This window comes from Kitasatospora sp. NPDC023176 (assembly GCF_055560495.1).
Window position 1 is genome coordinate 806,633 of sequence record NZ_JBVHIP010000001.1, and the last position, 25,967, is coordinate 832,599.

At 70.0% G+C, this 25,967-nt stretch carries 13 protein-coding genes and 1 tRNA gene; 8 read left to right on the forward strand and 6 right to left on the reverse strand.

Annotated features, from left to right (window positions below; genetic code table 11):
• Window positions 1–33: 33 nt before the first annotated feature.
• Complete coding sequence (locus ACZ3YL_RS03755; RefSeq protein ID WP_465655258.1) at window positions 34–1,911, reverse strand: amidohydrolase; 1,878 nt, start codon at window positions 1,909–1,911, stop codon at window positions 34–36.
• Window positions 1,912–2,285: 374 nt separating this feature from the next.
• On the opposite strand from ACZ3YL_RS03755, the gene ACZ3YL_RS03760 reads away from it, so the two are divergent.
• From ACZ3YL_RS03760 to ACZ3YL_RS03775, 4 genes are all read left to right on the forward strand, one after another.
• Window positions 2,286–2,948, forward strand: coding sequence for a hydrolase (locus tag ACZ3YL_RS03760; protein WP_465655140.1), 663 nt, complete (start codon window positions 2,286–2,288; stop codon window positions 2,946–2,948).
• 29 nt (window positions 2,949–2,977) lie between these two features.
• Window positions 2,978–3,460, forward strand: a complete 483-nt coding sequence (locus tag ACZ3YL_RS03765) for a DoxX family protein (protein ID WP_188302007.1) — start codon at window positions 2,978–2,980, stop codon at window positions 3,458–3,460.
• Window positions 3,461–3,824: 364 nt separating this feature from the next.
• On the forward strand, window positions 3,825–4,661 hold the full coding sequence (locus ACZ3YL_RS03770) for an alpha/beta fold hydrolase (protein ID WP_465655141.1): 837 nt from the start codon (window positions 3,825–3,827) through the stop codon (window positions 4,659–4,661).
• Window positions 4,662–4,765: 104 nt separating this feature from the next.
• Window positions 4,766–5,689 (forward strand): VOC family protein, encoded by a 924-nt coding sequence (locus tag ACZ3YL_RS03775; protein WP_188302009.1) that lies wholly within the window; start codon window positions 4,766–4,768, stop codon window positions 5,687–5,689.
• 229 nt (window positions 5,690–5,918) lie between these two features.
• Here the strand turns inward: ACZ3YL_RS03775 and ACZ3YL_RS03780 are convergent, their stop codons facing one another.
• On the reverse strand, window positions 5,919–6,920 hold the full coding sequence (locus ACZ3YL_RS03780) for an alpha/beta hydrolase (protein ID WP_223241543.1): 1,002 nt from the start codon (window positions 6,918–6,920) through the stop codon (window positions 5,919–5,921).
• An 855-nt stretch (window positions 6,921–7,775) separates the two neighbouring features.
• Between ACZ3YL_RS03780 and ACZ3YL_RS03785 the strand changes: the two genes are divergently transcribed.
• Both ACZ3YL_RS03785 and ACZ3YL_RS03790 read left to right on the forward strand, forming a co-directional pair.
• Window positions 7,776–8,246 carry an SsgA family sporulation/cell division regulator gene (locus ACZ3YL_RS03785; RefSeq protein ID WP_465655144.1) on the forward strand — a complete coding sequence of 157 codons (471 nt, stop codon included), beginning with the start codon at window positions 7,776–7,778 and terminating at the stop codon, window positions 8,244–8,246.
• 433 nt (window positions 8,247–8,679) lie between these two features.
• Window positions 8,680–8,753, forward strand: a tRNA-Met gene (locus tag ACZ3YL_RS03790).
• Between the two features lie 396 nt (window positions 8,754–9,149).
• Here the strand turns inward: ACZ3YL_RS03790 and ACZ3YL_RS03795 are convergent.
• From ACZ3YL_RS03795 to ACZ3YL_RS03805, 3 genes are all read right to left on the reverse strand, one after another.
• Window positions 9,150–10,763, reverse strand: coding sequence for a peptide chain release factor 3 (locus tag ACZ3YL_RS03795; protein ID WP_465655146.1), 1,614 nt, complete (start codon window positions 10,761–10,763; stop codon window positions 9,150–9,152).
• 781 nt (window positions 10,764–11,544) lie between these two features.
• Window positions 11,545–17,718 (reverse strand): hypothetical protein, encoded by a 6,174-nt coding sequence (locus ACZ3YL_RS03800; RefSeq protein WP_465655147.1) that lies wholly within the window; start codon window positions 17,716–17,718, stop codon window positions 11,545–11,547.
• 117 nt (window positions 17,719–17,835) lie between these two features.
• The gene (locus ACZ3YL_RS03805) at window positions 17,836–20,142 is read right to left on the reverse strand and encodes a hypothetical protein (protein WP_465655149.1); all 2,307 of its coding nucleotides are present in this window, start codon (window positions 20,140–20,142) and stop codon (window positions 17,836–17,838) included.
• A 1,147-nt stretch (window positions 20,143–21,289) separates the two neighbouring features.
• Between ACZ3YL_RS03805 and ACZ3YL_RS03810 the strand changes: the two genes are divergently transcribed.
• Complete coding sequence (locus ACZ3YL_RS03810; RefSeq protein ID WP_465655151.1) at window positions 21,290–21,418, forward strand: DUF6408 family protein; 129 nt, start codon at window positions 21,290–21,292, stop codon at window positions 21,416–21,418.
• 56 nt (window positions 21,419–21,474) lie between these two features.
• Here the strand turns inward: ACZ3YL_RS03810 and ACZ3YL_RS03815 are convergent, their stop codons facing one another.
• Window positions 21,475–23,550, reverse strand: a complete 2,076-nt coding sequence (locus tag ACZ3YL_RS03815; protein WP_465655153.1) for a DUF2075 domain-containing protein — start codon at window positions 23,548–23,550, stop codon at window positions 21,475–21,477.
• A 435-nt stretch (window positions 23,551–23,985) separates the two neighbouring features.
• On the opposite strand from ACZ3YL_RS03815, the gene ACZ3YL_RS03820 reads away from it, so the two are divergent.
• Entirely contained in the window at window positions 23,986–25,887 is a 1,902-nt protein-coding gene (locus ACZ3YL_RS03820; protein WP_465655155.1) for a DNA/RNA helicase domain-containing protein, read from the forward strand.
• The last annotated feature ends 80 nt before the right edge of the window (window positions 25,888–25,967 follow it).

Genomic DNA, 25,967 nt, shown 5'->3' on the forward strand with positions numbered 1-25,967 from the left:
GGGGTGCCCACCCGCCGATGAGGTGGCTGAGCGTCAGAAGAAGCAGGGGTCCATCGGCACCTGGGGCTGCCCGGGGAGGCCGAGGCCGCGGGCCGTACGCCAGGCGTGCTGCTCGCCGGAGGCGGCCACGGCCTCCAGGACTCCCTCGGCCTGGTGGACGCCGGCCAGGCTGGGGGCGGGCGTCGCGTGGTAGCCGCCGAAGCGGGTGACCGGGCTCCAGGAGGGCGTCACCTCGGACAGTTCGGGGGCCAGCCCCTGGTGCTCCGCGGTGGCGTGGACGATGCGTCCGCCGACGACGGTGAGGACGGACTCGATGTGCGGGATGTCGGCCTCGGGCACGCTGAAGTAGTCGGCGCTGAGCAGCGCGAGGTCCGCGTAACTTCCCACTGTCAGGCGGCCCTTGACGTCCTCCTCGCCGGTGAGGCGGGCGCCGCCGAGGGTGTAGAGCTCCAGGGCCTGTTCGCGGCCGAGCCGGTTGTGCTCGGCGGCCAGGCGCCGCCCGCTGACGGCCCGGCCGGAGACCAGCCAGTGCAGGGCGACCCAGGGGTTGTAGGAGGAGACCCGGGTGGCGTCGGTGCCACCGGCGACGGTGAGGCCGCGGTCCAGCATGGCGCGCAGCGGCGGTGCCTCGGCGGCGGCCGGGGCGCCGTAGCGGGAGACGAAGGCCTCGCCCTGGAAGGACAGGCGGTTCTGGACGGAGACGGCGCCGCCGAGGGCCGCGATCCGGTCGAGGCTGTCGGGGCTGACGGTCTCGGCGTGGTCGAAGAGCCAGCGGTTGCCCTGGGGGAAGAGGCCTTCGGCGGCGAGCTTCTCGAAGACGGCGAGGTCGCGGCGGATGGTCTCGTCGTAGGTGGCGTGCAGCCTGAATCCCCAGCCGTGCTCCGTCAGCAGCCGGACGGCCTTCTCGAACTCGCTCTCGTAGGAGCCCAGTTGGGGCCGGGGCTCGGCGAAGTTCTCGAAGTCGGCGGCAGCCCAGGTGAGGTTCTCCCCCGCGCCGTTGAGGCGCAGCCACGCGTCGCCCTCGCCGGGGCGCACGGTGTTGACCCAGCGGGTGAGGTCGTCCAGTTCCTGCCCGGCGGTCTGCGGGAAGAGGTGGTAGGCGATGCGCAGGGTCAGCTCGCCGCGACGGGCGAGTTCCAGGACGGTGCCGTAGTTCTCGGGGAAGCTCTGGAAGCCGCCGGCGGCGTCGATGGCGGAGGTGAGGCCGAAGCGGTTGAGCTCGCGCAGGAAGTGCCGGGTGGAGCCGATGCGGTCGGCCTCGTCCAGGGTCGGCGCCTTGGCGAGGGTGGAGTAGAGCAGCAGGGCGCCCGGGGCGGCGATCAGCAGGCCGGTGGGTTCGCCGTCGTGGCCGCGCACGATCTGGCCGCCGGCCGGGTCGGGGGTGTCCCGGGTGAAGCCGGCGGCCCGCAGTGCGGCCTGGTTGAGCAGGGCCGACTGGTAGAGGTGCAGCACGAAGACGGGGGTGTCGGGGGCCGCCGCGTTGAGCTCGGCCAGGGTGGGCAGGCGCCGCTCGGCGAACTGGTCGGCGGACCAGCCGCCGACGACCCGCACCCACTGGCCGGGCGGAGTGCGCTCGGCCTGGAGCTTGAGCATGGTCAGGGCCTCACGCAGCGTCGGGACGCCGTCCCAGCGCAGCTCCATCACGTAGTTGAGGCCGCCGCGGATGACGTGCAGGTGCGCGTCGTTGAGCCCGGGCACGGCCCGGCGGCCGAGCGCGTCGACCACCCGGGTGTCGGGGCCGACCAGCGGGACGACGTCGGCGTCGCCCCCGACCGCCTGGATCCGACCGTCCCGCACGGCCACCGCCGTGGCCTGGGGGCGGCGCGGGTCGTTGGTGTACACCTTGGCGTTGCGCACCACGAGGTCGGCGGGCAGGGCGGGGGCGCCGGGACGGATCCCGGCGACGGGCATGGTGGACAACGAGGGGTCCCTTCGTACGGTGGTCTCGGCCCGACAGGGCCACCCGGCGAAACCTAGGCAACCGGTCCACCTCCGATGCACCCCGCCGCGCATCGCCGGTTGCCTTGCAGTGCACGGTGATCGGCGCTGCTCCGACGCGCCGGACGACTGTGCGTTGTCAGAACAGCCCAGGGCACAGAACGATCAGAACCCCGGGCCGGCCGCCCGCTAACGTCGTCGGTGTGCCGCCCCGGCCGGTCCCCGGGGACAGCGACTGACGCCGTGTCACTCACTCGTCCTCCCGGACGGATTCCCCCGCAGGCCTTCCCCCGTTCGGCTGTCGATCCGCCGACGGGGCCCTGCACCCCTCAGAAACGAGAAGAACCATGTTCGACATCACCAAGGTCCACGCCGCCCCGAGCCCCGACCTGCTCACCCCGGACAACGCGATGATGCTGTTCGTCGATCACCAGCCGCAGATGTTCTTCGGCACCGGCAGCGGTGACCGCACCTCCATCATCAACTCCACCGTCGGCCTGGCGAAGGCCGCGAAGATCTTCGACGTGCCGGTGGTGCTCTCGACCGTCGCCGCCGAGTCCTTCTCCGGACCGATCCTCCCCCAGTTGCGGGCCGTCTTCCCCGACCACGAGGTCATCGACCGGACCAGCATGAACGCCTGGGAGGACGAGGCCCTGGTCGCGGCGGTCAAGGCCACCGGCCGCAAGAAGATCATCCTGTCCGGCCTGTGGACCGAGGTCTGCCTGGTCCTGCCGGCGCTCTCGGCGCTGGGCCAGGGCTACGAGGTGTACGTCGTCTCCGACGCCTCGGGCGGCGTCAGCCCGCAGGCTCACGAGCACGCCCTGCAGCGGATGACCGCGGCCGGCGCCGTGCCCGTCACCTGGGTGCAGGTGCTGCTGGAGCTCCAGCGCGACTGGGCCCGCACCGAGACCTACGTCGCCGTGACGGACCTGGTCAAGGAGCACGCCGGCGCCTACGGCCTGGGCATCGTCTACGCCCAGTCCATGATCAACCCGCACGCCGCCGGCTGACGGACCGCACCGAACCGACGGAGTCAGACATGAACACGGGCCTTCTCCTGCTACGCCTGGTCGCCGGTCTGCTGATCGCCGGCCACGGCGTCCAGAAGGTCAGCTTCCACCTCGGTGGCGGCGGACTGGACGGCGGCACCGCCGAGTTCCGGGGCGACGGCTTCCGCGGCGGGAAGCTCACCGCCCTCGCCGCCGGCGGCACCCAGATCGGCGCCGGGCTGATGCTGGCCGCCGGACTGCTCACTCCGCTGGCCGGCGCGGGTGTCATGGGGGTGATGACCGTCGCCCTCACGGTCAAGTGGCCGCACGGGCTGTGGGTGCAGCACGACGGGTACGAGTTCCCGTTCGTCCTGATCGTCATCGGCGCGGCACTGACCGCCACCGGCCCCGGCCAGTGGTCGGTCGACGGCGCCCTCGGCCTGGCGCACTGGCCGCTGTGGTGGCTGCCCGCGGCCGTCCTCGCCGGCGTGGGCGGCGGTCTGGCCACCCGGCTCGCCCTGCACCGGACCTGACGGCGACGGCGAAGCCCCCGATCGGCTCGGGCCCCTGGACACCCCCCCGTGTCCAGGGGCCCGAGCCTTTCGTGCGCGGGGCCCGGTGGCCGACCGCCCGCCGGCTCCGGCGACGGCCTCACGCGGAGGAACCCGACTGTGTGCGCACCCCGTCCCGGGGTAGGCACACAGCCGGGTTCCGGCATGCGCGACGCAAGGGTCCGTGCGCCTCAGCGTGACCGGCCAGGCGGCCCGGCGCGCGGCTTCGACAGCCCACGGCACTCCCGGGCGACGCGATGTGCGCTCAGAGGCAAGCAGCCGCGGATGGCCGCCCTAGCGTGGGACGCGTCAACAGCACACCCGCTGCCCGAGAGGAACAAGTCCCATGCCGTTCATCACCGTTGGCCAGGAGAACTCCACCGCCATCGACCTCTACTACGAGGACCACGGCACCGGTCAGCCGGTCGTCCTGATCCACGGCTTCCCGCTGGACGGGCGCTCCTGGGAGCGGCAGAGCGCCGCCCTGCTCGACGCCGGCTACCGGGTCATCACCTACGACCGCCGCGGCTTCGGCCAGTCCTCGCAGCCCACCACCGGCTACGACTACGACACCTTCGCCGCCGACCTGAACACCGTGCTGGAGACCCTGGACCTGCGGGACGCCGTCCTGGTCGGCTTCTCCATGGGCACCGGCGAGGTCGCCCGCTACGTGTCCACCTACGGCTCGGCCCGCGTCGCCAAGGTCGCCTTCTTGGCCTCCCTGGAGCCGTTCCTGCTCAAGACCGACGACAACCCCGACGGCGCCGCCCCGAAGGAGTTCTTCGACGGCATCGTCGCCGCCGTGAAGGCCGACCGCTACGCCTTCTACGCCGGCTTCTTCAACGACTTCTACAACCTGGACGAGAACCTCGGCACCCGGATCAGCGAGGAGGCCGTCCGCAACAGCTGGAACACCGCGGCCTCCGGCGGCTCCTACGCCGCCTCGGCCGCCCCGACCACCTGGTACACGGACTTCCGCGCCGACATCCCGCGCATCGACGTTCCCGCCCTGATCCTGCACGGCACCGGCGACCGCACCCTGCCGGTCGACAACACCGGCCGCGTCTTCCACCGGGCCCTGCCCTCCGCCGAGTACGTGGAGATCGAGGGCGCGCCGCACGGCCTGCTGTGGACCCACGCCGAGGAGGTGAACACCGCGCTGCTGGCCTTCCTCGCCAAGTGACCCGGTCGGCCGCGCGCCCTCGTCCGCGGCCGCCCGTCCCCCGTCGGTGCCCGGCGCCCGCTCACCCGGGTGGTGGGCACCGACCCACGACCAGGAGGTCATCCGTGAAGCTTCGACTCACCCGGCTCGTCGTCCCGTTGGTGGCGGCGGCCGCCGCGCTGACGGCCGTCCCCGCCGCCTCGGCGGCCCCGAGCGCCCCGGCGAAGCGGCCGGGCTCGCACCAGCAGTTCGCCGTCGGCCCGCAGTACGACACCACCCACGTGTACGTGTCGCCGGGCAGCGAGCAGGCCTTCGTGGCCAGTTGGACGTCCACCTTCGGCGGCAGCACGCTCGGGCCGGTCTCCACCCAGGTGACCCCGACGCCCAGCCGGACGCTGTCCGAGCTGATCGTGTCGCCGGTCGGCACGCTGTCGGTGTTCGACTACACCACGCCCGTCCCGTACCCGTTCGGCACCGAGCGCACCGGCTGGCTGGTGACCGACCTCGACCAGGCCGTCCGGGCCGCCCGCGCCGACGGCGCGGCCGTGACCGTGGCGCCCTTCGCCGACCCGATCGGCCGGGACGCCGTCGTCCAGTTCCCCGGCGGGATCAACGCCCAGCTCTACGTGCACACCACCGCGCCGTCCTACCCGGCCCCGGCGAGCGTGCCGGAGAACCGGCTCTACCTGTCACCGGACTCGGTCGGCGCTTTCCTCGACAGCTACCTCGCCTTCACCCGGGGCCGCGTCGTCTCCGACGACCGGCGGGCCGACGGCGCCGCCATCGGCCTGCCCGGGACGACGTACCGGCTCATCCGCCTCACCTCCGGTTTCGGCGCCACCACGGTCACGGTGACGGACGGCCACCTGCCGAGCCCCTTCGGCCGGGAGCTCACCGGCTACGGCGTGCCCGACCTCGGCGCCACCCTGGAGCGGGCCAAGGCCGCCGGCGCCTCGGTGCTGTGGGGACCGGTCCGCGCGGGCGGCCGGGACAGCGCGATGGTGCAGTTCCCGGGCGGCTACATCGCGGAGCTCCACACCGACCGGTGACCGCGCCCCGGTGGCCGGGCCCCGGTGGCCGGGCTCCGGTGGCCGGGCTCCGGTGCCCTGCGACCGGGCGGGACCGCCCGGCGCCACGGGTCCCTGCCGGCTGCCACCTCGGCGGCGGGGACCGGTGGCGCGGGACCGCCCCGGGAGGACTCATGAGCCGGTCGTCGCGCCACGGCACATGGCCCCACCCCTCCGGCCCCACCCCTCCGGCCCCGCGTCGCCCGGCCGTTCAGCAGGACCGGCGGTGCAGGGCCATGTGCACGGTGTCGACGATCTGGATCAGCGCGGCCCGAGCGGTGCCGGTGGGGCAGTGCCCGGCGAGCAGCAGGAAGCCGTGCACCGTGCCCTGGTAGCGCGTTGCCACGACCGGCACGCCCGCGGCGCGGAGCCTGGCGGCGTAGGCCTCGCCCTCGTCCCGCAGCACGTCGGCCTCGGCGGTGACCACCAGCGCCGGGGGGAGCCCGACGAGTTCGTCCAGCGTGGCCCGCAGGGGGGCGGCGGTGGCCTCCCTCCGCAGGTGCGCCCCGGGCAGGTACGCGTCCCAGAAGCCGCGCATGTGGTCACGGTGCAGGAAGTAGCCCGTCGCGAACCGACGGTAGGACGCGGTGTCGAAGTCCGCGTCGGTCACCGGGCACAGCAGCACCTGGTGCGCGAATCGCACGTCCCCGCGCTGCTGCGCGAGCAGCGTCAGCGCCGCCACCACATTGGCCCCGGCGGAGTCGCCGACGGCGGCGATCCGGTCCCCTTCCAGGCCGATCTCGTGGCCGTGCGCGTGGATCCAACGGGCCACGGCGTAGCACTGTTCGAGGGCCACCGGGTAACGCGCCTCGGGCGCCGGGGAGTAGTCCACGTACACCACGGCGGCGTCCGTTCCCAGCGCGATGTCCTGGATCAGCCGGCCGTAGGAGGCGGCGTCGCCGAGCACCCAGCCGAGTCCGCCGAGGAACAGCACCACGGGGATCGGGTCCGCGGCGCCGGCGGGCCTGGTCACCTGCACGTGCACCCGCCCGGCCGGTCCGCAGGGCAGGGCGAGCCACTCCGTCGTGGTGCCGTACGGATCGTCCGGTGCCGCCGGGCCGGGCGCATCGGCGTTTCGGGTGGCGTCCGGGGTGGTGAGGAAGGCGAGGTCCGGCGGTTCCGTCGCAGACCGGCCCGCCCGGGCGTCCAGGAAGTCCTGGAGTTCCCGGTCGAGCACCGGTCGTCGGACGTGCGAGGGGGTGGGGTCGGACAACTCTTCGCTCCTGGCATGATCGGATGGGCGCAGCGGCGCGAGACGTACCCTGGCGTGTCCTCGGTTCGAGCGCCGAGCGGACGGCCGGTCCACCCGCGTCACGAGGACGCCACGCAACCGTACTGCCGGGTGTCGGCCCGGGTTGTCTGATCGTGCACAGGTTCCGGCCCGGAAGGCCGGCCGGAAGATCCCCGTGATGTGCGCCGGATTGACGAACCCGTGTCCGCCTGACGGCCACGGGCACCACGGGCGGGGCACCGCCGTGGCCGGACAACTCGCCCGCACGGACGGCCGGTTCCTCACTCGTCGCCGCGCCTCCCCGTCCTGGCACGGCGGAGGCCACGTCACCGGCCGGGAGACCGTTGCGCGGTACGGCACCCGCGGCCGCGGCGTCGTGGACGAGATCGGCGACCGCGGTCGGTCGGGAGACGGCCACGGCGTGCGAGTCGTGAAGTCGGCTTCACCCCAGCCGAGTTCGACCCCGTAAGAAGCCTGACGACGACCGGGCCGCCCCCGGCCGGCCACCCGCAGGCCGCCGGACCTCGCGCGCACGACCGGAACGGGCGCCCATCCCCGCCGGCTCGTCGGACAAACGATGCGCGGATCGTCACGGCGCGATGCACCGTCGGAACATCCACGCCGTCGCCGTGCCCCTACCCTGGAACGCGATCCGCCTCCCCCTGTTCCGGCAGCTCCCAGGACCCGAGGCGAGAGAAGCGCACCGCCACCGGCACGCGCGCGTCGGCACATCGGCGCATCCACGCCCCCATCGGACACCGCGCCCCGCCGGCAACGAACCCGGACGGCCGCCGTCGCCACCGGCGCCCGTCCCGCCACCGACCAGGAGAGCCCCCCATGCCCGCCCCCCACCCGCTGCCCAGCTCCCAGCCCCAGGCCGCCGGCGCCGACCTCGTCCTCCGCGCCCGTCTCGTCCTCGGCGAGCACGAGACCGTCGACATTCCCGTGCGCTTCGGGTACCGCAGCGACGACCCGCTCGCCGTCGCCCTCGAATTCCTCGGCCCCGCGGCCGAAGCGGGCACCTGGCGGTTCTCCCGCGACCTCCTCTGGGAGGGGCTCCAGAAGCCCGCCGGCCTCGGCGACGTCCGCATCTGGCCGCCCTGCACCTGCCACGGCCGCACGTCCCTGCGCATCATGCTCCTGGGACGGGACGGCACCGTCCTCCTCGACCTCCCGCCCCGACAGGTCAGGCGCTGGCTGCGCCGCGAGAGCTTCACCCTGGTACCCCAGGGGTCGGAAGCGGCCTCGATCGACTGGGACACCGCACTGGAGGCTCTGGCCGGCCGACGTCCGGGCGCCACCGGGTGACCACCGGGGCGCCACCTCCGCGGGATTCGGCGAACCTCCGACTGCGGCCACATCCCGCCCGGCAACTCCCTCGCGCCGGAACAGCCCACGCCGGGCCGCTGACCCCCGGCCGCTCCCCTGCCGCTCCCGCCCCGCCCGGTCCCGCGGACCCGGCGGGGCGGGTCGGTCGGCGGCGGGTGCGGCGGCGTACTCCTCGTCGGTGACGGGGGCAGCCGGCCGTACGTCGCGAGCCGGGGCGACGGTCACCCGGAACCGATTCGTCTCCGAGGCGGCGATGGCGTACGGGCTGTCCGCTGGTGGCCGGCCATCCGGCAGGTGCTGCTCATGATGGATTCCTGGGCCGCCGCAGCCACCTGCCGCAGGCAGCTTCCCGACGGCCGCGGACATGAGATTTCGTCCTGTGCGGGCTGTGCCGTAGAGTCGGTGTCACCGACGCGGGGTGGAGCAGCTCGGTAGCTCGCTGGGCTCATAACCCAGAGGTCGCAGGTTCAAATCCTGTCCCCGCTACTACGCAACAAGGCCGGGCCCGTCGCACTGTGTGCGACGGGCCCGGCCTTCGTGTTGGTTGCTCCCTCTCCCGCACGTGCTGTGGGAGTTCGAGGGCCACTGCCAAACCCACCGCCCACATCACGCACTCCACCAGGACACGTCGCTGACACCACGGCCCGTCCCGATCGCCGATACCGGGCGGATCGCCCGGCTGGACGTCCGAGAACGCGACCGTCTCGGCGGCGCCCTCCACGAGTACCGACATGCCGCATGACCTGTACGGACAGACTTGTCGGCACCCGCATGGGCGGCGCACGGCGGAAGACCTCCGGCAGGGGCCGCACCACGCGCCGTCCGCTGTGCCCAAGCGGCGCCGCCGTGCCAAGCGGCGCCGCCGTACCGGGAGGTCGGCGATCAGTCCGCCGTGGCGATCAGCGGCTGGAGCAGGATGTCGGGTTGGGCGCGCTGGAAGGCGTTCAGGTGCCACTTGTCCGCGAACAAGGCCAGCAGCGCGTTGTCCGAACGGCGGGTGAGCACCTCGCCGTTGGTCAGGCGGGCTTTGGCCAGGGCTGCGGCGCCGTCGGCGTCGGTGATCCGGGCCACGCGGTAGGACAGCTGGTCGAGGGCGATCGGGGAGGAGAACTCGTGCTCCATCCGGTGCAGGATCACGTCGAACTGCATCGGGCCGACCGCAGCCATGACCGGCGCCTGGTCGCCACGCCGGTCGGAGACCAGCACCTGGATCACGCCTTCCTCATCGAGTTGGGCGACCCCCTTGCGGAACTGCTTGGAACGGCTGATGTCCTTGGGCCGTGCCACCGCGAAGTACTCGGGGGCGAAGGCGGGCAGCGGGGGAAACTCGGTCTTCTTGCCGGTGAAGAGGGTGTCGCCGACCCGCAGCGCGCTCGCGTTGATCAGGCCGACCACGTCGCCGGGGTACGCGGTGTCGACCACGGTGCGCTCGGCGCCGAACACGGTGTGCGCGTACTTGGTGGCGAACGAGCGGCCGCTGGCCGCCCGGGTGACGTGCATGCCGCGCTCGAAGACGCCGGAGCAGACTCGGACGAAGGCGATCCGGTCGCGATGGGCCGGGTCCATGTTCGCCTGGATCTTGAACACCAGGCCGGAGAACTCCTCGCCGACCTCGCGGCTGCCGCCCTTGGCCAGCGGGCGGGGCCCGGGAGCCGGAGCGAGGTCGACCACGGCGTCCAGCAGGGGCTTCACACCGATGTTGGTCAGTGCGGCACCGAAGAAGACCGGGCTGATCTTGCCGGCCTCGAAGGCCTCCTGGTCGTAGCCGGGGCCGGAGGAGAGCACCAGCTCCAGCTCCTCCAGCGCGGTCGTCCAGGCTTCGCCCTCCTGCTCGGCAGCCTCCTTGGAGGTGAGCTGCTCCTCGAGGGCGGCGTGCGTGCCGGCCGGCACCTTGGTGTAGCGCAGCATCTGCTCGGTGTTCCCCGCTTCGACCAGGCCGCGCAGGTTACCCGCGTTGCCGACCGGCCAGACGACCGGGACGGGGGTGATCCCGAGGTGCGTCTCGATGTCCTCGAGCAGGGTGAGTGCATCCCGGCCGCGCCGGTCCCACTTGTTGATGAAGGTGATCACGGGGACGCCGCGATGGCGGCAGACCGCGAAGAGCTTGCGGGTCTGCTCCTCCAGGCCCTTGGCCGCGTCGACCAGCATGATCGCGCAGTCGACGGCGGCCAGCACCCGGTAGGTGTCCTCGGAGAAATCGGCGTGGCCGGGGGTGTCGACCAGGTTCATCACGTGGCCGCGATGGCCGAACTGCAGGGCGGCCGAGGTCACCGAGATACCGCGCTCGCGCTCCAACTCCATCCAGTCGCTGGTCACGCCGCGTCGGTCACCCTTGGCGTGCACCGCACCGGCAGAAGTGATCGCCCGCGCGTGCAGCGCCAGCGCCTCGGTGAGCGTGGACTTGCCCGCGTCCGGATGGCTGATCACGGCGAAGGTCCGTCGGCGGCCGGCCTCACGAAGGACCTGCGGGACGGGGACGGACTGTTCGGTGCTCACGTGTTTCCTCCGGTACGCATCGGCAGCAGGCCGGGTCATGCCTCTCCGTACCTGGTGAGCCGGGGATCAGGTCCACAGGCCCAGGAAGCGATAATAGGCTGCCGGACGGCGTGGCCCCGAAATTCCCGTTTGTCGGCTGCTGCCCCGGCTCCAGCCGGGAGGACAGCCGATCTGTCCGGGGTCGGGGCCGAGGCCGAGCCGGTCCAGGGTCCTCAGCCACCGGTTGCGCCGGCCCCGCCGGAACCCCCAGCACGGTTTGGCTTCCGGCGGACGTCTCCACTCGCGCAGCCAGGTCTGCTGGATATCTCGGCGTGGCTGAGGTTCGTACGGCGAGTTCGAGTCAACCAGCGGGCAAAGCCAGCGTGTGCGAATCCTGTCGTGTACTCCGCGTGGTCACGCTGGGGTGGCACCGGGAAGCGCGAGCGGTGGAGCCGGGGCGTTTCGCACCCGGCCCCACCGCTCTGCGCAACACAGGGATCGTTCAGCAGTCGGGACGGCAGGATTTGAACCTGCGACCTCTTGACCCCCAGCGGTCGAAAGGGCATCCGGCCAGTGTCCACCAGTCCAAACCACACAGGTCTGGACGTATCTCATCCACTCCCCACGACGCCTGATACCGCCTCATGACACCCAGTCCGTGAGAACTGTGTGAGAGGTACGCGAGCCGCAGTGAGCTTCCTCACTGCGGCCCAGCGGTGAGCACATGGATGCCGACGAACCTCTGCTGTCTCGCACGTGACGATTGTCCCAGCGGTGATATCGAGCGCGAAACGCCTCGGGATCAGCCCTGGAGCACCATGCACGTCCGGAGCAGCGGTTCCAGGCGCAACTGGCTTCCCTCGTGGTCGAACACCTGGAGGGCATCAAGGCAGGTAACGATCCAGCGGGCCTCGTCTTCGTCCTCGATCCGGACTGCCACGGCGGTCACCGCGCTCTCCTGGTCAAACGGGTCCTCCACGAACTCTTCGGCAAGAGACCGGTAGCCGGTCGCGAGCAACGGGTCCGCGTACACGCCGGTCACGTCGGCAAAGGCGCGAGCTTCAGCCCGGTCCCTGCGCAGGTCGGCCAGTCTGTGCAGCACCGCATCCGGATCGCCCAGTTCGCTGTGGAAACGGTGGGCCCGGTCGACCAGGATCGGCCAGCCTCCGGTCAGCTCGTGGAGACGGTCCAGGCGGTCCTCCGTATGGAACTTCTCGACCCGCTGGGCCCAGCCGCGCAAGCTGCGGCGGTCGTGCCGGCGCAGCACCACTGGAGCGGCCGAGGTGGATTCGGTGCCCATCAGCAGGGGACGCCACAGTCCCAGTTGGGAGGGGTCTGTGACCACGACCACCGCGCGGGTCACCCCCGGGGTCACAGGTAGCAGCGTATCGGCCAGGTCCACAGCCTGCCGGGGGGCCTCGGGCCGAGCGTCCGGGTACCGAGCGAAGTCACTGATGACTACACGTCGTTCACGCGGACGCCCACCTGTGAGTTCCTGCTTGTAGACACTGGGCCTGCCGACAGGCGGCAACGTCCAGTCGGCGATACGTCCGGCAATCGTACGAAGGGTGTCGCCGACGTCACCGACACCGGTCGCAGTTGTGCCGAGGACGACCCTCGTCTGGTTGGCTCGCTCGCCGAGGAGGTCGTCAAGCTGGGTAATGGTGAGCGGGGCCGACCGGCCATCGGGCAACTCAGGACGCCCCTCCTGCACGATGCTCTCCTGGAGCTCGCAGTCCTGTTCGGCCCTGAGCAGGCGGGCGTCCACCTCATGAGAGGTGCCGATCATGCGAAGGGCGTTCGGGCCCCTCAGATGCCAGCCCTGGCCATCGTGGTTGGGAGCGAGGATACCGAGGCCCACCATCTCGGAGAGATATGCGCGGAACCCCTCGGTGTCGAGTTGTTCGAATCCCTTGCGCCAGAATGTCTCGCACTCTTCGCGCAGTTCGGCGTCACTCAGCCGCACTTCCAGACCGCGATGGCGCGCGTGGTAGGCCAGCACGTTGGCGATCACGTCGTAGCGATGGTCGAGACTCAGGGTGTCCTTGAACGCCGCCGAGATGCCGTCCCTGAGGCCGGTGTCCGACTCCACGACCTCGATGTCGGCGATTTCTACCGCGTAGGGGGGTCCCTCGACCCCGCGCCTCGTCCGCTTGCGGTGCATCACCTCGACCAGCCGGTGACCGAACATCTGGAGCAGGAAAGGCTGGTAGGAGCAGTAGCCGAGTACCCGGTTGACGAGATCTATGTCCTGGAACTCGAAACCGAGCGCCCGCATGGGGTCGACCAACAGTTCGGCGGCGGACTGGGGAGCGAGCGGGCCAATCACCTTCGGGGTCTGCGCGAGGTGACCGAATGGCCCGTTGCTGGCGAGCTTGGAGAACCGCTGCACGGAGTGCAAGCCTGCGAAGACGACCTTGGCGCGGTCCTTGGTGTCGGAGCCGAGGCCCTTGAGCTTCTTGGTCTGATCGAAGCGGGGAGCATCCGCCTCGAAGAACTGGTCGCATTCGTCGAGCAGGACCAGCAGCCGCCGACGGGAGTCCCCGTCGAGCCAAGCGCAGATGCCCGCGCGAACCCGTTCGGAGATATCCTTCCCCGACTTACGGCTCGGCTGTCCGCCCAGCACTTCGGCCGTCCTGAGCTTCTGATCGAGGACACTCCACAGCGCCTCCGGTCCCAGCGAGCTGCCCTTACCGATGTTCTCCTGGTCGAGGTTGACGTACACCGCCAGCTGGTAACCGGGGCGCTGCTCCTCAAACCGCTCCCCGGCGTCACTGAGCAGGGCGGACTTACCGAGTCCCCGGCCGCCGAAGATAACCTGTGTGCCGCTCCGGTCGAGAACGCTCTTGCGCTCGACGTCGCGCCCGTAGAACATCTCCCGGCCGATCCGTCCGCGCTTCTCCCTGATGTAGGGATTGACGCCCGAGAACGGCAGCAGGGTCTGCGTGGCCGTGCTGACCTGCCGGTTCCCCCGTGCCGCGAGATAGGCCAGGGCTGCGTCGTCAACAACCAGCATCGGCTGCAACCGGGCTGATCCGACAGCGAGTTCGGCACGGGCCTCACGGCCCAGCGTGCCGAAGTAGAGCACGAGGAGGCTCGCGCCGCTCGTGTCGCCCTCCGCCAGACTCATCACGTACTTGGCGGACGGACGGCCCCAGACCATCAGCACACGCAGGTTGCCGCCCTGCTCCCGGATCTCCGAGCCGAACGCGGGCGCCTTCGCCCTACCGTTGATCTCCACTTCCGTCGCTTCGAACAGACGGTACTCGCGTCGGCGGTGGGACTTCTCGTCGAGCGGCTTGGCGCTCTTGGCTTCGTAGCCGAGGAGTTTGAGGGCTGGGAGCAGCTGCCGCCGGGCGGACACTTCAAGCCGGTCCTTCGGCTCGGTGGCACCCAGCTCCCGCCATTCCTCAACGGCGTCCGCCGCCAGGGCCGCCTCGTCGGTCGACAGCGCGCTGTAGTCCAGGATAGGGATGTTCGGGTGGGTTCCGCCGGATCGGATGAGGTCGACGAGGGCGTGGTCAATGCCCTTGGGCAGCCCATCGGGCACCGCCGGGAAGAACTCGGTCAGGTGGGACTCGCCGCCGTCGATCTCTGGAACATCCTCGCCGATCTCCAGGAAGTAGACCAGATCCGCGGCCGTGGCCAGGCCACCGGTGTCCAGGTGCCGCAGGACCTGTGAGCGCAACTCCTCTGTGGGGTCCAGGACGTCGAGCCGGGCTCGGATCCGGTCGGCCGCCTGCTGCCGGAAGGCGGGCAAGTCGTCCCGCACGGTGTCGAGCGCCCGTCGTACGTCGACCAGGCCGTACACGTCGATGTCGTCAAGCCGGCCCCTGGCGTCGGCAAGGAGTTCTTGGAGACGCAGGTCCTGGTCGTCGGTGATGGCACTGTCGGCCTGCGCCCGGTGCAGTTCCGCAACGAGGTCGTCGTGTTCGCCGTGCAGTTTCGCGCGCCGGGCAGCTGCCAAGGCCTCGATCTCGGCCACCGTCGGTGGGGTGAACTCCCCGGGCTGTGCGCCGGGCAGCAGCCCTCGTCCCGCCAGGTCGACGAGGTTACGAGCTGGGGCAAAGGCATCGTGGGCGAGCCGCTCGGCGAGAGCGTCCTGCCAGCTCCGGTCGACCGCGGTGAGCAGCTTGCCGAGCGCCGGACGCTGGCCGCGGCGGTCGCATACCTTCAGCAGTTCCGCGTCGAGCACGAGTTCGGGATCCACGGGGCTTCCGGGACGCGTCGTCACGGTGCCACTTTCCAGCAGGGCGAACAGCTCCTCCATGGAAGCGAGTGCCGCCCAGGCAGTAGCGGCCTTGACGGCGCCGTAACTTCGAGCCAACTGCTCCAGTTCGCCCAGTGCCGCCTCCCGGCCGTTCAGCAGGGAACGGCGCAGGGATGAGATCTCCTTGACCGCGCGGTTGCTGTCGGAGCGATCACCACGACGGATGGTGTCGACCGCCAGACACCACTCCTTGGCCAGGCCGACGGTTCGTTCCACGAGATGCACCAAGTCTTGCCGCCCGGAGCCCTGGAGCGGCTTGCCACTGGACGCGCGGTGCTTGCGGTCCATACGGTCGATCTCGTTGTTCACCTCGGGCAGCTTCGACAGGCGTTCGGCCTGCTCGCGTACCTGGGCCGCCCCGTCACGGTAGTCGCGGACCACGGTGGTGAGCATCGATCCGAGGAGGCCATCGTCGGACAGCCAGCGCTTGGCGATCTCCGTCGCCCGCACGAACCGAAGCCTCGGTGGTACCAGCAGAACACGACACTGCTCCAGCAACTCCCGCAACCGCACCTCCGCCCCGGAGACATCGGCGCTGACCGCCAGGGGCGAGGCCGTCATCAGGGCACCGCTGAGGGTACGGTCGGCCACCGCGGTCGCCGCCTCCGCCAACCGTTCCGGCAGCCGGGGTGCCAAGGCTTTCAACTGGGCGCCGGCCAGATGGTCCCCGGTGATCAGCGCCGTACGTAGCAGGGCGGGCAGCAGAAGGAGCTCACTGCCTTCCATGTCTCGGCCTTCGTATCCGCTGTACTGCCGGAGCAGGTCCGCGGTCAGCCGGGCTCCCTGGCTGTCACCCGGCGTCAGCAGTGCGGCGGCACCGGCCAGACGAAGCGCCACCACCTGCGGCTCGGCGTGACCGGCTGCGTTCGCGACATGGTGGGCGAGCCCGAAGCGTCGCTCCACGACCAGCCTCGTCAGTGCCTGCTCCGTTGCGACCGCGCCGAGGTTCTCCTCGGTGGTGACCCGGGCGAGATCCTTCGGAGCCGACTCTACGGACTGAGCGTCTTCGTCGTACGACCCGGTGGACACCAACGCGGGCACGGGGGCGAGCGCTGCCGGGAGGCCCGCCTTCAGGTCCGTAGTCGCTTCCACCGTCACGTCCGCGGATGCCATGGCCTGAGGCTCGTCACTGTCGAGCAGACCGGCCACGGGTGTCGGGACGGGAGTTTTTGGCTCGGGTACGGCGTGAGGCTGGGATCCCTCGGGGATGCGGCCACCGGGCTTGACCGTCAGGCCATCGTCCGGCTCCTCGGCGACCTGCTCCCCGTGCTCGGCGATCACGTCGGCGGCAGCAGGCTCGTCGGCCTCTCCGACATCGCCTTCAGCGGTCTTCACGTCCGCCTGGATCTCAACCTCGGTCCCGGCTTCGGCCGATTCCGCGAAGGCTTCCTCCGGCTGCGCCAGTACCAGCTCATGGGCCATGACCACCGCCATGGCACAGGTGGGCAGTAGCCGCACCATCTGATCCTGCAGAGCCAGAATCTCCGCCGCTGCGTATAGCTGCCGCCCGTCCCGGATCAGCCGCGCGAGGTCGGCGAGCGTGGCACTTTCCTGCCGTTGGGTCTGCTCCCATACCGCGGTGTCCAGCAGACGGCGAGTCGCTCCTCGCACGGCCTCGGCAGCGGATGCGGCGGGGCTGTCCGGTCGGCATGCGACGTCCAGCAGTTCCCGCAGCGTCTCCCGCACCTGGCGGTCATGGTCGTGTACCGTCCGGTACTCGCGTGCGGCCTGCGTCATGTTCTCCAGTCGGCGGGGCACCCCGTTCATCCCCGCTGCACGGAACACCGCGTCGGCGGTGTCGAAGACTGCGCCGAGCGCGTCCAGTGCGGCCAGGTCCTCGTCATGCGGAGGGCGGCCGTCGGCCACCGTACCGGTCACGTTCTCCGCAGCTTGCCGAGCCAGTGCGAGAGCCGACTCCAGCTGTCGGCAGACTCCCTCCGGATCCGTCTCCTGGTGGGCACGAGCCTCTTCGGACGCGGCCAACAGCACGTCGTGTGGCGCGCTGGAGTCCGACACAACGTCCTCGGAAGCTGGGGCCGTCCCATCCGACCCGTGGGTGACGGCAACCGCTTCACCGTCTCCGTCACCCTCAGACAGCCGCTCGCGGCCTTCTCGTATGCCCTTGAGGTCCGGGTACGCCGCCACTACGGAGCGGGCCTCGTCAGCCACGGAGGCCAGCCGTAGGGACTCCTCTTCGTCGGCCGTCTCGGTGAACCAGTCCTGGCCGGCCGCCCAGGCGAGCACGTAGGCGTCGGTGACGGAGGCGTTGCACCAGGCAAACACCGTGGCCCGGACCAGCGTGCCGCCCCATCGGGAGACGGGGTCGGATACGGTCGTGTCGTCCTGGGCGAAAACGGCCTCGGCGATCTGGTTCACCACGGTGGGCGTGAGGTCCCTGATGCCGCAGGTGCAGGCGTGCTGCCGGACATCGCGCCGTAACCGGGAGAGAACGTCCTGGCACAGGGCCCTCCCCACCCGCCGCGGGGCCGCCATGCGGATGCCCAGGTTGCCAAGCAACCGCTGCCGCTCCCTGGGCGCCAGTGAGTTGAAGGCGAGTTCCACCATGTCGACCGTGAAGCCGCTCATGATGGCGTCGACCGGGTGCTTCAAAGCGTTGAGCGCGGCGGCCAGGCCTTCGAGGTCCTCGGCCGAGGCAACCGGCGGGGACAACGGCGGCCCCGTGATGACGTGGTAGCGGTCGTGCATGTACGCCTACTCCGTTTCTGCGGCTGATTCTGCGGGATCGGCTCGCTCGACGCCGAGGAGCCGGAAAAGTGTGGGACAGGACGGCGGAAGGAGAGATTGGCGGCATGGATTCACGGATCAGCGGCCACGAGTGTGCTCAGTTACGAACGTGTAGCCGAAGGGCAGTTCCCAGCCATCCGCCTTGCCAAGCCGGCGGCAGTGTTCGCGGAAGGCAGCTCGCTGCGCTTCGCTGGGGAAGCAACCAGGCCGAAGGCGCCGAAGGTGACCTGCAACGAGTTGGGAGGTGAGCAGCCCCAAGCCCTCCAGGTCCGTGCCGCCCCAGGGGCGTATGACCCGTCGTGGTACGGGGCGGTAGCCGATGAGCGGGATGGTCAGCTGCCCGTCGCGCGCCGGGTAGTGGGGTTGGCCCCCGCCATCCCGGCTGCCAAGGGCCGGCTCCAGAAGTCGTTCCGCGATCAGCTCCGCGACGGCCGACTCCAGAGCGTCGGTCTGGGAGCGCGCCGGCCGACGCCCGTAGGTCGCACTCGGCAGAACCGAACGGTCCAACAGGGCATGGCCGTCCAGGGTGAGCAGCCCGCACCTGCGCACGGTGCGCATCACCAGCTGCCGAGGGCCGAGGCCGGCCGCGCTGTCACGATGGCGATCACTGCCGGGAGCATCCTCTCTGGTGAGCACGCGAGGGTCGTAGCAGTGCCCGATCACCCGGTCGCTGATGTGTAACGGCTCCGGGAGCGGGGCCGTTGCCACGCGGATCACCGTTCCACCGCGGAGCCAGCGCAACTCGAGCATCAGACCGGGGAAGAAGTCGCCGGGCCAGTGGATTCCCGTCAAACGACCGGGTTCGTCGCCGAGTTCGGCGATGACATCCTGAGCCGCCTCGCGATCGACGAGTGTCTGGCCGGCGTGACCAAGTTCGAGGTGTGACGTGAGACGTGGGCCCTTGGACCAGCGGAGTTCGCGTGCGACATGCGGGTGCAGGGGGAACCAGCCGTCGACGAGATGGGCCAGCCGCAATGGCGACCGCCAAGTGATCTCCTTCGCGTCGTTCCGTAGGAGTTCACCAGGGCCGAGGAGCGCATCGTCGGCGAGGGGCAGATCAACCGGATCGACGCCCGCTTCCGGATCCGTCCCTGCATCCGGATCCGACGGCGCAGGAAGCGTCGATGCCCAACCACGTCCTGCTGGGGCCAAGGGGTCGCCAGGCCCTCCGGCGCCACCAGGATGTTGAGACCGCCAGACGCCGCCGCTCTCGAAGGCGTCGTCGAACGTGATCAGGGAACCGTTCTCGAACAGGCCCTGGTCACTGTCCCCTCGGACAACGTCGGCGATCGTCAGGTTCGCCCGGAAGACCGCCGCGGCGTACCCCACTCCCCTGAGCAGTTCCGTCGCATCGGGGAACTGGCGAAGCCGCGGTCCGACCGCCGTGTACACGGTCGCCGGGGTGGTAAAGCCATGGCGCCGCCGCCTCGCCGGAGAGGCTGCATGTTCCACCGCAGCCGCGACGGACCTGAGGTCACCGCCACCCAACGGGCCTGTATCGCCCCAGCACTTCGCAAGAGAGGCCCGGGTCACGGCGTAGTGGCCCCACGTGCGCAGCGCGGCGCTGGAGCCGAGGACGCCCCTTACCGTGTCGAGCAGACCGAGTAAGCCCGCTCGCAGTTCGCCATCACGTGTGCCGCCGACGAGTTCGGCCAGTGACACGGGCACAAAGGGACTGAGCAGCTGATCCCGTGCCGTGTTCAGGAGATGGTCCGCATAGGCCGCCAGGTCGTCGCGCCGAGCCGCTTCCGGGGACGGGTAGGAGACATCGACGACGACGTGCCCGTCCTCGTTGATCCAGCGCCGACGTGTGCGTAAACGGTGGAGCTGGGCCGGTGAAAGGCTCAGGGCCGGGCCGAACGCATGGAGATCCGGGACCAGAAGTTCTCTTCGGCGGAGAGCCGCGCCGGTCGCTGGCCGGCCTGGGCCTGCGGCACCAACAGGTGCCCCCGACACCCAAGCTGGCACATCCCCGAGGGCTCCCACTTCCGGGTGTGCGCCCTCGCGGTGGACGATCTCCGCGTAGAGCGGGTCGGATCCCGTGGCCACGCACACCATGGCGCCGACCGGAAGCGGGCGAGTCAACTCCCCGAGGGTGACCACAGGGAAGTCATCGAGACGTAGGGGGCTGCCACCGTAACCGTCACCTCCGAGGTTGTACCCGAAGTACACAGCGTTGAAGGCGACGGCGGTGTGCACTGGTGCCTCTCGGGCAGCAACCACTGCTTCGAGATAGCGCAGCAGCAGACGCCGTTCCCTCCCGGGGCACGCGTCATAACCCTGCGTCATGGCCGCGGTCAGCAGAGCCTGGTCGCCATACGGATCGGGCACTCCCGTTCGCCCGTGATCGCCGCCCATTGCTGACATATACAGGTCCCCACCCATGGCACCTCCGCCGCACTACAGGCCACCCCGGCCCGCTTGCGGTAATTTCGGCAGACTACGCCGAGGCATGGGGTCCCCGTGGCAGTTTCCTCACTTTGTGATCGTTAATAGCCGCATACACCCAACTTGCACGGATCGTTACGCCTGTCATGCTCCATCCATTAAGGAGCAGAGTGCCAACGAGATTAATCACCACGCCGACCGGCGAGGGAGCGGTCCGCCACAGAACAGGCTCGAACTAGTGATCGTCGCACGGGCCGAACACTCGGGCCGGCCAGACTGCGCCGGCGTGCCGCCGTCGAGGTCCCGGCCGCAGGCGGAGTTCGAGGACAGCGGCAGTCAACCGGCCATCGCGGCCTCACCCAAGGCCAGGTAGCTACTGAGGTTGTCGGGGCGGGGCCGGTGGGGTGAGTGACAGGCCAGCACCTGGGGGCATCCCTCGATGAGAGCAAGCCGAACACAGCCACAGGACCTGTACCTGTCGGGGCCCACTTGATCGGCGCCGGAGAGCGTCAAGTGCCAACCCGTCAGAGCGAGCCTGCGATCACGGCGAGCAACTATCGCGACCATGGCTACGACCGCCAGAGCGGACGAACGGGAGAAACGGCGCAAATGCTCACCCGTTCACGACGCCAAGCGTCCTTCGCTCCGGGTGTCGAACCGTGACACCGCGAGACGGATGTGAGAGGCGTGCCCCGAGGAACATCAAAGGCCGCTTCCCCATGAGCGAGAAAACAGCCTCTGAACTGCGACAATGGAGCGAACTCAAGTCGGGACGACAGGATTTGAACCTGCGACCCCTTGACCCCCAGTCGCCCGGCGATACCCATCGCTGCACGTCAGACGGTAGACAGCCCGCGCTGTTCGTTCACCGAAAGGCGCCTCAGAGACACTGGTGAACGGCGGGTGGTCCCCGGCACTTCTCCAGCTCTCTCCGCTCCCTGACCCCCGCCGCCGATCTGCCCAGGCGGTAGAATCAGTGCGCTGCGCACCTTCCCGGAGGGTACGAGGCCTAGGTTCCGTGCGCCCTCAACAGGCGGCGATTGACGAATGGTTGTGCCCGTCAGGTGGTCACCATCTGACGTGAGCGTGGTTGCCCGGTAGGGCGCCCCCTGCCATTCCGATATCACTACCTGAGGATGGCCGCATGACCTCGACCGAGTACAAGCCTGCGCGTCGTGGACGGATCCGCGAGATCCTCACCGACGTCGTCGTCGGAGTCGCCTCCAACATGTTGGTGGCGGCGCTGACCTCGGTGGCGCACCTGCTTTTCTGACGCAGGTCAGTGGCGGGCCCGGAGAGCCCGCCACTTCCACCTCTCCAGGCCTTCCGTCAGAACAACCGAAGGTCGTTCTTGGGCTTCTTCCGTCCCCGCTTCGGACGGACGTGATGCCATGGCAGGCTCTCCCGAGTCGGCCGCAATCCGTCGATCTCGGTCTCTCCGACAAGGCCCTTGAGATAGGCCCGGGTCTCCTCGTCCGTGGAATAGAGCACCGTTGCCCGGCTCGCCCGAGTCATCAGCACGTGGTAGGCGTGCCGGATCAGGCGGGCGAACTCCTCGTCACCGACGCTGCTCGCGCTGACCTTCGGATCAAGCGATCCCGGGACTCTCACCCGCCTTGCACCTTCCGCCGACTTCTCCGTCTCCTTGCCTCGGCGGAACTCCCACCGGCCCTCCCGGCGCACCATGTCATCGCCCATGATCACTCCGCACCAGTCCCACTCGAGGCCCTGTGCGGTGTACACACACCCGATCTGGCCGATGCCGTTCTCGTGCATCGCCCACCTGACACCGGGCGGGACGCCGTCCGCGCAGAAGCTGTCGCTCTTCGCGTTCCACGGCTGATGCCAGTCACCGATCCTGACATCCCGCTCCAGTCGTTTCTCCCGGCCCAGGGGCTCGGTCCACGGCCAGCAGTAGCCGGCGACCATACGGGCGGATGCCCCGGCGCGCTCCTCGCCGAGGATGATGTCCCCGAGCGCGTCCGGCGTGTCCACCACCTCGACATGCATCAAGCCGTCCGGCGTCCAGCGCTCAGGTTCGTCATCCGAGATGCCGAGCAGCGCATGCACCCACCGGATGTACGCGTCACTGCCACCGCATCGGAACTGCTCGCGAAGGCCGTACCGCACCACCGTGGCTCCGAGCCGATCGGCCGCCTGCTGGATCAGGTCGACCGTACCGACCTCCTTCGGACGGACGACCTGGCCTTCGTCGAGGAAGAAGACCGTCAGCCGGGACGCATCGAGGAGTTCGTCCACCTGCGGCCGGGATCCCTGCTTCTCCGGCGGCCAGAACCGGTTCTCGGAGCGGTCACGGAGTCGGTGCGCCTCATCGCAGATCAGGACGTCGAGCGGCGGGTCGGGCGTCGTGACGTAGTCGAAGAAGTAGGTGAAGGTCTCCTTGAACTCCCGGTCACCGACACCGACGTGCTCCTGCATCGCCGCGTTGAAGGCCCTGCTCCCGCTGGCGTAGTTGACGTTGCGGCCTTCGGCCTCCAGCTCCGCCTTGATCTGCAGGCCGATGGCGCTCTTACCGGTGCCTGCACCACCGGTCACCAGGAAGACCACCCGTCGCTCGTCCGGCACCAGCGCGGACCGCCCCGGGGAGGGAAGTACCTTGGCAGCTGTCCCCAGGATCTGATCAGCCACCTCCTTCTGCCGCCCGCGCAGGGTGAAGACTGTGTCCGTGCCTCGGGACCACATCATCGCGTCGAGCAGCGGTGCGTTGCGCACGCCGATGCCCTGCAGCAGCTGCTCGGCCTCGGTGCCGCCGCCGTCGGCGGCGAAGTGTCCCTGCAAGTCGGTCAGCAACTGGCGGCGACGATCACCGGTGTACACCCGCGCGTAGACACCCGTCGGTGCGTCCACGTCGATCAGCGGGCGGACCGATTCCTCGGTGGCGTTGTGCAGGTAGGCGAAGCCGCCGCACTCGATGTCGACCGTACCGAAGGGGCCCCGGCTGCCGGTGAACGCACGGTAGTACTCGCGCAGTTGAAGCGCAGGGTGCTTCTTGGGCTTCGCCAGGCCCGCCACGTAGACCTGGTCCGCAATGGCCCGCTCGATCCTGGTCACCGTCGACCAACGCTTCAGCTCCACCAACTGGACGGACGGCCGATTCTCGCGTGGATGACGGCCCACGAGGACGACGTCCACGAGCCTGGGACTGCTCCCCTTGATGTCCTCGTCGGCAGTCGCGGCGCACTCGACGACCATCTGCACATTGCCACGATCAGCGGCGACCAGATCGTTCGCCAGACAGATCAAACTCTCCGCCCACGCGAACCGCTCCGTCTCCGAAGCCTCGTGCTCCCGGAACTTTCGCCACCGCTCGGCGAGATGCGGCACCATCCGGCGACGCGAGTTCAGAGTGAGCAGATCCTGCGCCGACAACTTCAGCAGGAGCATGGGCACGAACGGACTCCCCCAGACCAGACCACGAGTGATTCGTGCGGGTTGGGGGCATGTCCTCAGCGGGAAGCCTGTCGGGCCGCAAACAGTACCGCTGATCCTAAATGCGGAGGCGGCCGTCGGTACACAATGCTCATCGACGGCACACCCGTCAAGAGATCGACCCGGGCGAAGGTCCAGCCCAGGCGCCCGAGGCCCAGCCCAGCTCTCCCGGGCCTTCTCGTTTGCACCCGGCTCCAGTTCTCGCCGGCCCGACCGTGCCGGTCCGGGACAACGTCCGCCTCCACCGCGCCACGGAAAGCCCAAGTGTTCGGACACCCGCTCAGGCACTCCGTTATAGGTTGGCCCAGTCATCAGCGCGGCCCGCCGGGCTTCCCTTCAGGGACATGCCCCCACCCGCACGAGTCACTTCGTGCTGCCTGGGAGCATGTCTTGCTGTTCCGCGACTCCGCGTCCGCGGTCGCTGCCGAGAGCCTGGCCGGATCACTGTTCGTGCGCCTCATCGACCAGTTCGTCCATCAGCACGGCCACAAGCCCAGCGCATCCGAGGTTCGCTCCTGGGAGCGGAGCATCCCAGCCCTGACCAGTGCTCTCCTGGACGCCGGGCTCGGCATGGTCGAGGTGCTCCTCGAGTACTCGCTTCCGCTGAACAGCAAGCGCGCGGACGTCATACTCGCCGGCGTCCACCCGAGCACGGGCGAACCGTCGTACGTGGTGGTCGAGCTCAAGCAGTGGAGCAACGCGCTTCCGGAGGACGGCGAGCCGCTGCTCTGCCGGGTCGACGCGTACACCCGGCCGGTGCTGAACCCGATCGAGCAGGTCCGCGGCTACTGCGACTACCTGATCTCCTTCAACGGGGCACTCGCCGCCCATCCCGAGCGGTTGTCCGGCGTGGCCTTCCTCCACAACGCGACCGAGTTCGGCGTCCAGGGCCTCTACGAGGTGCCGCAGGACGAGCGCGGCCGGCTCTTCACCGCCGAGCGGCGCGGGGAGTTCGTCCAGTACCTCCGCTCGAAGTTGAAGCCGGTCTCCGGCGCGGAGGCGGCGGACCAGTTGCTCGCGGGCAAGGTGGCTCCGTCCAAGCAGCTGATGGCGGTCGCCGCCGACGAGGTCCGCGAGCGCGAGCAGTTCGTCCTGCTGGACGAACAGCGGGTCGCCTACGAGCTGGTGCTGCGCGCCGTCCGCCAGGCGCAGCGGTCCGACCGCAAGGAGGTCGTCGTCATCACGGGCGGCCCCGGTACCGGGAAGAGCGTCATCGCGCTGTCCCTGCTCGGCGATCTCTACCGGCGCGGCGTCACGGCCCTCCACGCCACCGGTTCCAGCTCCTTCACCACCACCATGCGCCGGATGGCCGGGGCGCGGAAGAAGCAGGTGCAGGAGCTGTTCAAGTACTTCAACAGCTTCATGACCGCCGAGCGCAACGGGCTGGACGTCCTGATCTGCGACGAGGCCCACCGGATCCGGGAGACGTCGGCGAACCGCTACACCCGGGCCGCCCAGCGCACCGGGAAGCCTCAGATCGAGGAACTGATCGACGCCGCCCGGGTGCCCGTGTTCCTGCTGGACGAGCACCAGGTCGTCCGGCCCGGCGAGATGGGCACCGTGGCCCAGATCCGGGCCGCCGCCGCGGTGAAGGGCCTGGACTGCCAGGTGGTCGAGCTGGACAGCCAGTTCCGCTGCGGAGGCAGTGACGCCTACCTGCACTGGGTGGTGCGCCTCCTGGACCTCGAACCCGGTGGCCCGGTCGGCTGGGAGCCCGACGGCAAGGTCGCCCTGGAGGTCGTGGACAGCCCCCAGGAGCTGGAGGCCCTCCTCGACGCCCGGCGCGCGGAGGGGTACGGCGCCCGCATGTCGGCCGGGTACTGCTGGAAGTGGACCACGAAGGTGGCCCCGGGCGATCCGCTCCCCCTCGACGTGCGCATCGGTGACTGGGCCCGCCCGTGGAACGTCTACGGCGACCGCTCGATCGCGGGCGCGCCTCCGGCCGCGCTGTGGGCCACCGACCCGGCCGGCTTCGGCCAGGTCGGCTGCGTGTACACCGCCCAGGGCTTCGAGTACGACTGGAGCGGCGTGATCCTCGGGCCGGACCTCGTCTGGCGCACCGACCGCTGGATCACCGACCGGACGGCGTCCAAGGACCCCGTCTTCCGCAAGTCCACCACCGACGCCGACGTCGACCGTCTGATCCGCAACACCTACAAGGTGCTGCTCACACGCGGAATGATCGGCACAGTCGTGTACTCCACGGACCCGGAGACGCGCGCCAAACTGCGGGAGCTGGTCAACGGGCGGCAGGCAGGAAAGATCGCCGTGGGGCACGGCCGCCGCGACTGACGGCCACTCACTGATCTCCGCACGCGCACGCGGTGCCGTCCGGTCTGCACGGCTTGTTCCCGGCCGTGCAGACCGGGGGC